This is a genomic window from Pseudoduganella sp. GCM10020061, assembly GCF_042683405.1.
GTDB lineage: Bacteria > Pseudomonadota > Gammaproteobacteria > Burkholderiales > Burkholderiaceae_D > Telluria.
Genome location: NZ_JBHUJS010000003.1, coordinates 42657 through 54719, shown reverse-complemented (window position 1 = coordinate 54719; position 12063 = coordinate 42657). Strand labels below are relative to the sequence as shown.

The 12063-nt window shown below is 63.1% G+C and carries 10 protein-coding genes; 1 reads left to right on the top strand and 9 read right to left on the bottom strand.

The window, feature by feature from the left end; genetic code table 11:
* Positions 1-10: 10 nt before the first annotated feature.
* The 9 genes from ACFSQR_RS07660 to ACFSQR_RS07620 form a co-directional block, all read right to left on the bottom strand.
* The gene (locus ACFSQR_RS07660; protein ID WP_377729094.1) at positions 11-334 is read right to left on the bottom strand and encodes a flagellar protein FliT; all 324 of its coding nucleotides are present in this window, start codon (positions 332-334) and stop codon (positions 11-13) included.
* 3 nt (positions 335-337) lie between these two features.
* On the bottom strand, positions 338-835 hold the full coding sequence (gene fliS / locus ACFSQR_RS07655) for a flagellar export chaperone FliS (protein ID WP_377729093.1): 498 nt from the start codon (positions 833-835) through the stop codon (positions 338-340).
* Positions 836-863: 28 nt separating this feature from the next.
* A complete protein-coding gene (gene fliD, locus ACFSQR_RS07650; RefSeq protein ID WP_377729092.1) occupies positions 864-2870 on the bottom strand; it encodes a flagellar filament capping protein FliD in 2007 nt (668 codons plus the stop codon).
* Positions 2871-2961: 91 nt separating this feature from the next.
* Entirely contained in the window at positions 2962-3324 is a 363-nt protein-coding gene (locus tag ACFSQR_RS07645; RefSeq protein WP_377729091.1) for a flagellar protein FlaG, read from the bottom strand.
* Between the two features lie 79 nt (positions 3325-3403).
* Positions 3404-4876: a flagellin gene (locus ACFSQR_RS07640; protein WP_377729090.1), complete on the bottom strand. Its 1473-nt coding sequence runs from the start codon at positions 4874-4876 to the stop codon at positions 3404-3406.
* Positions 4877-5189: 313 nt separating this feature from the next.
* Positions 5190-6665, bottom strand: coding sequence for a flagellin (locus tag ACFSQR_RS07635; protein WP_377729089.1), 1476 nt, complete (start codon positions 6663-6665; stop codon positions 5190-5192).
* An 885-nt stretch (positions 6666-7550) separates the two neighbouring features.
* A complete protein-coding gene (locus tag ACFSQR_RS07630) occupies positions 7551-9089 on the bottom strand; it encodes a diguanylate cyclase (RefSeq protein ID WP_377729088.1) in 1539 nt (512 codons plus the stop codon).
* A 116-nt stretch (positions 9090-9205) separates the two neighbouring features.
* Complete coding sequence (locus ACFSQR_RS07625) at positions 9206-9856, bottom strand: response regulator (RefSeq protein WP_377729086.1); 651 nt, start codon at positions 9854-9856, stop codon at positions 9206-9208.
* Between the two features lie 35 nt (positions 9857-9891).
* Entirely contained in the window at positions 9892-11352 is a 1461-nt protein-coding gene (locus tag ACFSQR_RS07620) for an ATP-binding protein (RefSeq protein ID WP_377729085.1), read from the bottom strand.
* Between the two features lie 61 nt (positions 11353-11413).
* Between ACFSQR_RS07620 and greB the strand changes: the two genes are divergently transcribed.
* A complete protein-coding gene (greB, locus tag ACFSQR_RS07615; protein WP_377729083.1) occupies positions 11414-11977 on the top strand; it encodes a transcription elongation factor GreB in 564 nt (187 codons plus the stop codon).
* The last annotated feature ends 86 nt before the right edge of the window (positions 11978-12063 follow it).

Sequence of the window (12063 nt, the reverse complement as noted above, 5' to 3'; positions counted from 1 at the left end):
CCCCACCATGTCACGCGCCGTAGGCTGCGCTCAGCTTGCGCGAGGTGCCGCTGCTGTTGATCAGGGCGGCCAGTTCGGCCATCCACGGCGTGGTCAGGTCGCGGATCTGGCGGTCGTGCGAGAGGATCTTGTTGATGATCTCGACCTTGCGCGCGCGCGACGGGCCGCTCAGGGCAACTACCGATTCGCGCGCCTTCAGCGTGGCCACGTGGCTGGCGCAGCGCGATTCCAGTTCGACCAGCTTTTCCCAGTCGCGCTTTTGTGCGGCGTCCAGCATGTTGCCGGTGATGTCGCACATGGTTTCGTAGATGGTAATGACTTGTTCGCTGTTCATCTCTTATCCTGCGCTGACGAGCGACGCCCTGCGTGGCGCCAGGTTATCGAAAGCCATCATGCGTTGCGGGGCGGCGGCGACTGGCGCGGCCTGCACCGGCGCCGGCGCGGCGGCGCCGTCGCCAATCGCGTCCCACGCGCCCTTCAGGTCCGCCAGCAGGCCGATCACTTCGTCCAGCATGGCGCGGTCGTTCTTGAGGTTCGCTTCGATCAGGCGGCGGCTCATGTACTCGTACAGCGAGTCCAGGTTCTGCGCCACTTCGCCGGCCTTCTTGTCCAGGCTCGCGCGCAGGCCGTTGTCGATGATGTTGATCGCCTTCGAAATCGACAGGCCCTTCTTCTCGATCTCGCCAGCCGCCATGTGGGTAGCACCCGCGCGCAGGGCCACGATCGCTCCTTCGAACAGCATCACGATCAGCTTGTGGGGGCTCGATGCGACGACGCCGGTCTCGAGGCCGACTTTGGCGTACGCATTAGCACCTTTATTGGGCGATCCAAACATGGAGTTATCCTTTCGTGTACAAATTTCTTTATTGGCTGGACGACATCGCCGCGATCTGCGACAACTGTTGTGCGAGGTAATTGCTGGTCTGCTGCATGTTCGCCAGCGCGGTATCGAGCGCGGTGAACTGCGCGCGGTAGCGTTTTTCTACGGTCGCCAGGCGGGCCAACAGGTCCTGCCGGTTCTTGTTGAGGCTCTTGATCGATTCGTTGATGCCGTTGGTGCGCGAAGTGAACGGACCGTCCGTATCCAGCAGGCGGGTTGCCAGTTCATCGAACTGCGCGGCATACCCCTTGGAATAGGTGATGTTCCCGCGCGCGCCCGTGGTGCCGGCCTTGATGTCGATGCGCAGGCCTTCCGACGGATCGCCTGTGCCACCCGTCAGCGTCTGGCCGGTGCCGGTTGCGGCCACGCCATTGATGGTGCCTGCCACATCGACGCCGGGATTGGTGCTGATCGGGTTGAAATTGAGCGCGGCAGCGCCCAGTTCGGTCACGGTCACGCTGGAATCGGAGCCGTATCGGGAAGACTGGATGTTCAGCGTGCCTCCCGACTCCGTCACCGAGACGGTGAATCCGGCCGACGAGATGGCGGCTGCGCTGTTGATTTTGCTCTGGACTTCGGTCGCCAGTTCGGCGGCGCTGCCGTACAGTTTTTCGGTCAGGGCGATGGTGGCCTTGACCCCATTGAGCATGATCTCGAAACTCTTGTTGGTGGCGTCGATATTCAGCTCTGCCGGCGCCGTGGCGGTCGTATAAGCCTGGGTTGCCATGCGCGTGACACTGACGGCATACGAGCCCGGCACGGTCGCCTTGCTGACGCCCTTGTAGGCGACGGCGCCGTCGGTGGACTTGCCTACTGCGGCAAACAGCGAACCCAAGTCGTCGAAGTTGTCGGCAATTGCCTTGTCGAGCTTGGCGCTGTCGACCAGCAGGCTTCCGTCCTTCTGCATCGTCACGCCGGCCTGGGACAAGGAATTCAGGACCGTTGTGCCACCGGCGACCGGCATCGACAGCACGCCGCGGATCTGGGTCTGCATGTTGCGCACGGTCGCCTCGCCGTTCAGGATGGCGGCCGATTTTGTCGCAGGATCGTACGCACTCGAGTCGCGCAGGTTGGCGGAAATCTCGTTGTATGCCTTGACGAAGGCATTGATGGAATCCTTGATCGCGCCGGTGTCGCGGGTCACCGTGACGGAGGTTGCGGAGGTGGTCACCTTTTGCAGGTTCAGGGTCAGCCCATCGACCACGTCGCTCACGCTGTTGGTCGGCTTGGTAATGGCGATGCCATCGACCGTGAACTTGGCATCCTGGGCAGCCGAGGTCTGGCTCAGCTTCTGGGTGCCTGCCGGATCATGGTTGAGCAGGGCGGACAGGCCGGTATCCGGTGCGGTATCGGCCACCGAAATCTTCATCGCGCTGGCCGCGCCGGTCTTTTCGTTGGTCAGCGAAAGGCGGTAGGGGGTGCCGCTGCCATCGTTGACGATCTTGGCGGTCACGCCTATGCCGGCCTTGTTGATCGCATCGCGGATGCCGGCCAGCGAATTATTGGTGGCGTCGATGGTGACGGTCTTGACGCCCGCACCGGAGCTGGCGAACGAGGCGCCGCTATAGGTTCCGTTGGCGAGGGTGCCACCGGTGATGGTGCCGAAATCGAACGTGATCACGCCCTTGCCGATGGCGGTCGCATCGCTGGCCTGCCCTTGGGCCACCAGTTTTTGCGAACTCGCCAGTTGCGACACCTCGAGCGAATACGTGCCCGGCTTGGTGGCGGCGCTGCCGCTCGCCGTGGCAATAGTCGTGTCTGCGACCGCGGCTTTGACGGCCTGGAACTTGTTCGGGTCCGCGAGGCCCTTGACGGCAGTCTGGAACGCCGACATGGCGCCCTTGAGCATGCCGAAACCGGACAGCTTGGCCTGGTAGCTGGCTTCGGTGCGCGCCAGCTTCGTGAGCGGCTGCTGCTCGACCGACATCAACTTCGAGATGATTCCCTCGATGTCGAGATTCGATCCAATGCCTGCAGAAGAAAGACCCACGCGTGACCTCCACCAAAAACTAGAATGTATCTTGTTTACGGCATCGGCCAACCCGACTTTAGAGGGGAAAACTCCCTCTAATTAAACATTATCAAGCGGTCTGTTTCGATAGCAGACTTTGCAAGCGGTCGAGCGCCTTGGCGATCTCCAGCGCCTCGCGGCTTGGCATCTGGCGGATCACCTCTTGCGTTTCCTTGTCGATCACGGTGACGATAGTGCGGTTGTCCTCGTCGACCTTGAATTCGAGGCTCTGGGTGCGCACGCTGAGCACCGAATTGATGTTTTGTACAGCGTTATCCAGTTGCGTGTCGTCGGGCTTGCTGTCCTGCTGCGCCGCCGGGGCGGCCTGCGCGACGGTTTCTGCACGCACGCTCTCGGCCACGCGGGCCGCGCTCTTCTCGGGCTGGATCGAGCCAGCGGTGACGTTGATGCCTGCGGTTGTACGGATATCCATGATCACTCCTTATAAGTGGAAAAACCCGGCCCGATAATTCATCGGGCCGGGCTGTTCCACGGAACTAACTACGTATTGCTTAGCCGCGGAGCAGCGACAGCACGCCGTTCGGCAGCGAGTTAGCCTGTGCCAGCATGGCGGTACCAGCTTGCTGCAGGATCTGGCCACGGGTCAGCGTAGCGGTTTCCTTCGCGAAGTCGGCGTCCTGGATACGGCTACGGGAAGCCGACAGGTTTTCCGACGTCGTTTGCAGGCTCGACACGACCGATGCGAAACGGTTCTGGTACGCACCCAGCGAAGCGCGCGAGCTGTTCACGGTTGCCAGTGCCTTGTCGATGGTCGACAGTGCCGATTGCGCGCCCGAAGCGGTGGTCAGGTCCAGCGAGGAGACGCCGGCGCCAACGGTTTCGGTTGCTGCGGTGTAGCCGGAAGCGATGCCCAGTGCGCCCGCTGCTGCTGCTTCGGTACCGCCCAGGGTGATGCCCGATTTCGAGGTCGAGACCAGCTTGAACGAACCGACGGTGGTCGCATCGGTCAGGCCGGTGGTTGCGGTGGTAGCCGCGCCGCCCAGTTCGACGTCGATGTTGCGGCCGTCGGCTGCGTTCATCGTCACTTTACCGTCGGTAGCGACCGAAGCGGTCACGCCGGTCTGGTTGCTGACCTTGTTGATCGCTGCTGCCAGGTTGGAACCCAGCACCACTGCGGATGCATCGCCGTCCACTGCACCGATGTCGACGCCGTTGATCTTGACGAAGTCGGTTGCGCCGCCTGCCCAGCCGGTTGCCGGGGTGCCTGCGACTGCACCTTCAACCTTGTTGGCCTGGACTTGCGCGGTCACGCCGGTTTGTGCCGAGATCGCGTTGATCGCAGCTGCCTTGGCGATTGCGGAACCGTCCGCGTTCACCGACGACACGCCGTCGGACGAGCTGGCGCCAACGGAGTAGCCGTTGATGGTGACGCCGCCAGCGGTGAACGCTGCAGAGGTCATCGTTCCAGCGGTGGTCATGGTGGTCGAGTAGCTCGAGCCCGAACCAACACCCAGGCTGTTCGACTTGGCGCTGGCGATCGAAGCGATCGAGATGCGGTCCTGGGCGGTGTTGTTCGCGCCAACCTGGAAGGTCTGCGCGGTGAACGAGCCGTCCAGCAGCTTGTTGCCGTTGAACGAGGAGTTGTTCGCAACGCGGTCGATCTCGGAGATCAGCGCGGTTGCTTCTTCGTTCAGTGCTTTACGGTCGGATGCGCTGTTCGATGCGTTCGACGCCTGCACAGCCAGTTCACGGATACGCTGCAGGTTGGTGCCGATTTGAGCCAGGTCGCCTTCAGCGGTTTGCGCCAGCGAGATGCCGTCGTTCGCGTTACGTGCTGCCTGGTCGTTACCGCGGATCTGCGAGGTCATGCGTTCTGCAATTGCCATACCTGCTGCATCGTCCTTAGCGCTGTTGATGCGCAGGCCGGTGGAGAGGCGTTGCAGGGAAGTAGCCAGCGCGCTCTGCGAGCCCGACAGGTTACGTTGCGCGTTGAGCGACGAGACGTTGGTGTTGATTACGGACATGGTATTTCTCCATTTTATTTCTAGGGTGGGCGACATGCCCTGTTCACTTTGGTCTGCCTCTGTGTTCCGAGACAACTAGACCGCTGTTACTGACGGTAACGGTGCTCTACGGCAAAAGTTTATGAAGAAAACGGGACTATATTTTTCTCGGTTTTACTCAAGTGCAGCGATGCCTTCCCGATAAGACGGCTATTTTTTTGCAATCTTTAGGGAGGCAAGATAAAAAAATTTTCTGAAGGAGTTTGGCGAGCTGTAAACGAAAAAACCGGCCCGAATCATCGGGCCGGTTTTCGTTGCGACGCTACGGTGGGGATTAGCCGCCGCGCAGCAGGGACAGCACGCCGTTCGGCAGCTGGTTAGCCTGTGCCAGCATGGCGGTACCGGCTTGCTGGAGGATCTGGCCGCGGGTCAGGGCAGCCGTTTCCTTCGCGAAGTCGGCGTCCTGGATACGGCTACGGGAAGCCGACAGGTTTTCCGACGTCGTTTGCAGGCTCGACACGACCGATGCGAAACGGTTCTGGTACGCACCCAGCGAAGCACGGGTGCTGTTGACCGTTGCCAGTGCCTTGTCGATGGTGGACAGGGCTGCCTGTGCGCCGGAAGCGGTGGTCAGGTCCAGCGAGGAGACGCCGGCGCCAACGGTTTCGGTTGCTGCGGTGTAGCCGGAAGCGATGCCCAGTGCGCCCGCTGCTGCCGCTTCGGTACCGCCCAGGGTGATGCCCGATTTCGAGGTCGAGACCAGCTTGAACGAACCGACGGTGGTCGCATCGGTCAGGCCGGTGGTTGCGGTGGTAGCCGCGCCGCCCAGTTCGACGTCGATGTTGCGGCCGTCGGCTGCGTTCATCGTCACTTTACCGTCGGTAGCGACCGAAGCGGTCACGCCGGTCTGGTTGCTGACCTTGTTGATCGCTGCTGCCAGGTTGGAGCCCAGCACCACTGCGGATGCATCGCCGTCCACTGCACCGATGTCGACGCCGTTGATCTTGACGAAGTCGGTTGCGCCGCCTGCCCAGCCGGTTGCCGGGGTGCCTGCAACTGCACCTTCAACCTTGTTGGCCTGGACTTGCGCGGTCACGCCGGTTTGTGCCGAGATCGCGTTGATCGCAGCTGCCTTGGCAATCGCGGAACCGTCCGCGTTCACCGACGACACACCGTCGGCGGAAGAGGCGCCCACGGCGTAGCCGTTGATGGTCACCGAACCCGCCGCGAAAGCAGCGGTCGTGATCGTCGCTGCCGAGGTCAGCGTGGTCGCGTAGCTCGAGCCGGAACCGACGCCCAGGCTGTTTGCCTTGGCGCTGGCAATCGAAGCGATCGAGATGCGGTCCTGGGCGGTGTTGTTCGCGCCAACCTGGAAGGTCTGCGCGGTGAACGAGCCGTCCAGCAGCTTGTTGCCGTTGAATTGGGAGTTCATTGCGACGCGGTCGATCTCGGAGATCAGCGCGGTTGCTTCTTCGTTCAGCGCTTTACGGTCCGATGCGCTGTTCGATGCGTTACCTGCCTGGACCGCCAGTTCGCGGATGCGCTGCAGGTTGGTGCTGATCTGGCCCAGGTCGCCTTCTGCGGTCTGCGCCAGCGAGATGCCGTCGTTTGCGTTACGTGCTGCCTGGTCGTTACCGCGGATCTGCGAGGTCATGCGTTCTGCAATTGCCATACCTGCTGCGTCGTCCTTTGCGCTGTTGATGCGCAGGCCGGTCGAGAGGCGCTGGAGCGAGGTGGCCAGCGTTGCGCCGGAAGAGGCGAGGTTGCGTTGTGCGTTGAGCGACGAGATGTTGGTATTGATAACGGACATGGTACTTCTCCAATTTATTACGGGGCGGGCTACGTGCCCTGTCACTTTGGTCTGCTCCTACGCTCCGGAACACTCAAACCGCTGTTGTTGCTGGTAACGGTGGCTCCGGGCGAAGCATTAGGGCGATATTTTTGCTGTGGCACCCTAAAGTTGGGCAGACGCGCCGCGCCATATCGGCAGCGTTTTCGGATTCTTAAATGAGAATTGAGGGGTTTTTACCCCTCTATTCGTGGCTTTGACGGTAAGGGGCGAGCGCGGTGCTGGCGTGTCGAGCCATTAACGGGCGTGCAGGATCGCCGACGAAACGAGATCGCCGGTCGCGTGCAGCGCGTGCCGGCCTGCGTTCATGCGCCGGCGCGGCATGGCTCATCGCCTGCCGCCAGGGTGGCGACAGAGGGCGATGGAGATCGCTGCTACTCGGGGTAACGGACAGGATTGGAAAAACTTGGAGGGAATATTTTGCGGCGCCGCTCTTCAGTTTGCGCCGGAACGGCCGCAAATCGGCGCAGCAGGGCTCAACTTTAGAGCAGCTGGACGTTTTTTTGCCGTCTCATTCGCGAACGGCGTCGGACAGTTCCCACTTGCAAGGGGGTGGTGTGCCGACTGTGCCGAAGTCAGCCGTGGGCTAAGATCATGCCGCACTGTCGCGGAATGGCCGCGGCAATTTCAGGAGGTAAGGATGCGGAAGATCATATTGGCGGCGCTGGCGGGCCTTATCTGGCGCAAAGTCAGCACCGGAAGCTTCAGGCGCGGGCGGGCGAAGGCGCGGAGCTATCGGCCCTATTGAGGAAGGCGGCCGGCGGTAACGCTGGGACCGGGGTTTTCCGAATGGCGAGCTAAAGATCCGGGGATGGTCCCTGTTGGGGACTGTCCCCGCCTGCGCGCTTATTCGGCGATGAAGACGCGGTTCTTGCCGGCGTGCTTGGCCTGGTACATGGCTTTGTCGGCGCGCTTGACCAGGTCTTCCTGCGGTTCGTCCGGGTGGCGTAGGGCGACGCCGGCCGAGAAGGTGATCAGCATCTTCTCGTTCTCGTGAAGGAAGAAGTGCCTGGTCAGTTCGCGCTGCAGGCGCACCATGGCGGCAGCCGCGTCTTCGGCCGTCGTCTCCGGCATCACGATCAGGAATTCTTCGCCGCCGAAGCGGGCGATCGCGTCGATCGAGCGCAAGGTCGACTTGACGATGCGGACCAGGTGGCGCAGCGCGCCGTCCCCGGCCAGGTGGCCGTAGGTGTCGTTCAGGCGCTTGAAGTCGTCCAGGTCGAGCAGGGCGACGCACATCGGGGTGCCGCGGCGGTCGGCGCGCGCAGCCTCGCGCGTGAAGATGTCGTCCAGGCCGCGCCGGTTCAGGCTTCCGGTCAGCTGGTCTTCGCGCGCCAGTTCGCTCATCGCGCGCAGCTTGCCTTCCAGTTCGGCGATCTTCTGCTCGGCGTCTTCCGCTTCCTGCCTGGCCGCGATCATGCGGTCGCGCGAGGCCAGCGCCTCGCTTTGCAGCAGGCGCGTCTCGACCAGCACTTCGTCCAGCACGCGGTTCAGTTCCCCGATATCGTTGGCGCGGCTGATGCGCTCGGTGAAGCCGCCGATCTTCTGCTGGAAGTCGTCGGTGCTGGAGGCTACGCTGCCGAGGCGGTCGATGAAGGTCTTCATCATGTTCTTGACCGTGGCCTTGACGTCGCCGATGCTGCTGCGCAGCTGTCCCTGCTTGTAGATCACTTCCTTGAGGCTGCGGGTCGCGTCTTCCAGCGCGCGCTGGTCGAGCGGGCCGGAGATCAGCTCCTGCACCGATTCGACCTGGCCGCGCATCCAGCTGCCGTCTTCCAGCAGCTCGCCCACGTTCCCGAGCAGGAGGCGGAACAGGCGAAGGAGCAGTTCCTGGGTCTCGGCGATGTCGCCGCTGCGGATCTCGATCTGGTAGCACAGCTGCTTGAGGCGCGCGGCCACGTCGGCCAGCGCCTGCTGGGTGCTGGCCTGGCGCACGAAGGCGCCCAGCGATTCGGCTTCTTCGGCCAGGCGCGGCGAGCCGGCCAGCAGCGAAGCGACTGCGAAGCTGAGGGTGCGCTGGAGCAGCTCGCGCAGCTGGCGCGCGCTGTCGTCGTCGGCGAGCGGCACGTCGACCAGGACTTGCGGGCGGCGCGTGGCGCGTTCGGCCAGTTGCGTCATGGCGCGCGAGCAGCCCTCCCAGTCGCGGTCGCGGACCAGCTGGTTCAGGCGGCGGCCGGCGCTGGCAAGGTCGCCCTGGCCGTTCGCGACGTAGGCGGCGAATGCGGCCAGCGCAGCCTCGGCGCCGTCGGTTCGTGCCGCCGGAACGCCGGCGATCGCGTCATAGGCCTCGCGATAGGCGTCAGGGGTGGGCGCGACGCGGCGGGTGGCTAGCTGGCGGAACGCTTCACGGGCGATATCGACGGGATTGGCGAGGCTGGTGGACATGTTGCGGTGATACCTTGGACGACTGCTCAATAATATATTGTAAATATTACTGGAATTGTAGTCATGTCAATTCGCCGAATAGCAGGCGGATTTGCCGCTATATCGGCGGGACAGTCCTAGTCGATCAGCTGGTTCTTGATCGCGTAGTGCGTCAGCTCGGCGCTGTTCTTCAGCTTCATCTTGACCAGCAAGCGCGAACGGTATTCGCTGATGGTCTTGACCGACAGCGACAGCTCCTGCGCGATGGCGGTCACGGTCTTGCCGGAGGCGATCATGGTCAGGGTCTGGAACTCGCGGTCGGACAGCATCTCGTGCGGCGCCGCTTCCTTGCGCTCTTCGCCCAGCTGCGACGCCAGCTCCTGCGCCAGCGCGGCGCTGACGTACTTCTGGCCGGCCGCCACCTGGCGGATCGCGGTGACCAGTTCCTTTGGCGCGCTTTGCTTGTTCATGTAGCCGGCCGCGCCGGCCTTGAGCGAGCGGATCGCGTACTGGTCCTCGCGGTGCATCGACAGCATCAGCACCGCCAGCTCCGGGCTTTCCTTTTTGATCTGCTTGAGCACTTCGATGCCGCTCTTGTCGGGCAGCGAGATGTCGAGCAGGACCACCTTGCACTTGGACTTGCGGAAGGTCTTGACTGCATCCATGCCATTTTCGGCCTCGCCGGCGACGATGATGTCGGGCGATTCGGCCAGGATCTGCTTCAAACCCTCGCGCACGATGGCGTGGTCGTCGGCGATGAAAACCCGGATGGTGGCTTTGTCGGTCATGGATCAGGAAAGGGTGGTGCTGAAAACAGGCGCTATTATCTGCTGTCTTGGGCCGCCAGCGGAATGTTTATCGCAACCGCCGTGCCACCGTCTGCTCCGCGCGACACATTGAGGGTGCCGCCCAGTGCCTGTGCGCGTTCGGCCATGCCGAGCAGGCCGAAAGAACCCGGCTTGTCCTGGTCCTGACGCGCGATGCCGACGCCGTTGTCGGTGACGGTCAGCGACAGCTGCTGGCCAGACGCGGCGAGGCTGACGTCGACGCGGGTCGCTTTTGCATGCTTGGCAATGTTCGTCAGCGCCTCCTGGAACACGCGGAACAGGGCGGTGGCGTGGTCGGACGACAGCTCGATCTCCTTGTGGCTGCTGGTGAACGCGCAGGTAGTGCCGTTCTGCTTTTCGAATTCCGCGCACTGCCATTCCAGCGCGGCGACGATGCCGAAATCGAGCATGGACGGGCGCAGGTCGAGCGAGATGCGGTGGATTGCGTCGATGGTGCGGTCCACCAGCGAATCGACGTAGTCCACCTTGCTGTTCAGGGATTCGTCGGCCGGCAGGCGGCGCGCCAGCATGGTCAGCGCCATCTTGATGGCGGTGAGGTTGCCGCCCAGGTCATCGTGGATCTCGCGCGCGATGCGGGTGCGTTCCTGTTCCTTGGCCTGCTCGATGTGCGCGGTCAGTTCGGCCAGGCGCGCATGGGCGGCGTCCTTCTCTTCCTGGATGCGGCGGCTGGCCGTGATGTTGGTCATGATGCCATCCCACTCCACCGTGCCGCGCGGCTCGATCAGCGCGTTGGGCGTGGCGCGCACGTTGATCCATTTGATGTCGTTGAAGCCATCGATCCAGATGCGGCCTTCCCAGTTCAGGGGAGCCAGGTTGCGCGTGGATGCGCTCAGGGTCTCCAGCCATGACGCACGGTCCTCGGGCAGGATCAGCTTGAGGAACAGGCCGGGCTGCTGCTGCAACTGGGCGACGGTCACGCCGAGCAGGTTCTGGCAGCCCTCGCTCAGGTAGGGGAAATTGCTGCTGCCGTCCGGGTGGGCGACGTACTGGTAGACCAGGCCGGGCATGTTGCTGGCCAGGGTGTTGAAGCGCAGCTGGTACTGGTAGTTCGCCTCGGCCGCGGTGTGTTCGGCGGTGCGGTCGTCGCCCAGTGCCACGATCATCTGCTTGCCGTCGCGCTGCACGCGCATGAAGTGCAGGGTGACCGGATACGAGCTGCCGTCGGCGCGGCGGTGGCGCGTGCGCATGCACACCTGCGCGCCAATGTCGTCGCCCAGCCGGGCGAGTACCGCTTGCAGCCGGTCCGGCGGCAGGCCTGGCGCAATGTCTAGCGGCGTCATCGACTGCAGCTGCGTGAAGTCGTACTGCAGGTTTGCGCGCGCGGCCTGGTTGACGTCCACGAAGCGCAGGGTGGCTGAGTCGAACAGGTAGATCTCGGAGGGCGCGGCCTGCATCGCGGCCGCGAGGTGCGGCTCGAATTCTTCAGTATGGTTCATGCCTGCGGATTCTACACCGACGGGGACGGACCCGAACCGCGCATGCCGCTACAATAGGCATATGAACAAGGCATTTGTAAAAGAATCGGACCACGACGACGATGACGACGCGGTCGCCCTGCAGCAGGCGATACCGCCCGGCTCGAAGAACTACATCACGCCGGCTGGCTACCAGCGCATCAAGGACGAGCTGCTGCAGCTGATCGACGTGGACCGTCCGGAGGTGGTGAAGATCGTGCACTGGGCTGCGTCCAACGGCGACCGCTCGGAGAACGGCGACTACATCTACGGCAAGCGGCGCCTGCGCGAGATCGACCGCCGCATCCGTTTCCTGACCAAGCGGCTGGACCTGGCGCATGTGGTCGATCCGAGCGCGCACCACGGGAACGACCAGGTGTTCTTTGGCGCGACGGTCAAGTACCTGAACTCGGCGGGCGAAGAGCATGAGGTGACCATCGTCGGCATCGACGAACTGGATCCGCTCAAGGGCAAGATCAGCTGGGTCTCGCCGGTGGCGCGCGCGCTGACCAAGGCGCGCGAAGGGGATGTGGTCACGCTGCAGACCCCGCTCGGCCCTGACGACCTCGAAATCCTTGAAGTCACCTATCCCGAACCCGCCGAATAGGGACGGGGGGACTGTCCACTGATCTTTAGCCTTCAATGCCGGTAGATCGCGCTTGATCGGCGGAGATGAACGGTGATCGCCTCAAC

Excerpts from the sequence above, each read along its gene's own strand:
- ACFSQR_RS07660 (WP_377729094.1), bottom strand. The coding sequence starts at position 334 with ATGAACAGCGAACAAGTCATTACCATCTACGAAACCATGTGCGACATC.
- fliS (WP_377729093.1), bottom strand. The coding sequence starts at position 835 with ATGTTTGGATCGCCCAATAAAGGTGCTAATGCGTACGCCAAAGTCGGC.
- ACFSQR_RS07645 (WP_377729091.1), bottom strand. The coding sequence starts at position 3,324 with ATGGATATCCGTACAACCGCAGGCATCAACGTCACCGCTGGCTCGATC.
- ACFSQR_RS07640 (WP_377729090.1), bottom strand. The coding sequence starts at position 4,876 with ATGTCCGTAATCAACACCAACGTCTCGTCGCTCAACGCGCAACGTAAC.
- ACFSQR_RS07635 (WP_377729089.1), bottom strand. The coding sequence starts at position 6,665 with ATGTCCGTTATCAATACCAACATCTCGTCGCTCAACGCACAACGCAAC.
- ACFSQR_RS07630 (WP_377729088.1), bottom strand. The coding sequence starts at position 9,089 with ATGTCCACCAGCCTCGCCAATCCCGTCGATATCGCCCGTGAAGCGTTC.
- ACFSQR_RS07625 (WP_377729086.1), bottom strand. The coding sequence starts at position 9,856 with ATGACCGACAAAGCCACCATCCGGGTTTTCATCGCCGACGACCACGCC.
- ACFSQR_RS07620 (WP_377729085.1), bottom strand. The coding sequence starts at position 11,352 with ATGAACCATACTGAAGAATTCGAGCCGCACCTCGCGGCCGCGATGCAG.
- greB (WP_377729083.1), top strand. The coding sequence starts at position 11,414 with ATGAACAAGGCATTTGTAAAAGAATCGGACCACGACGACGATGACGAC.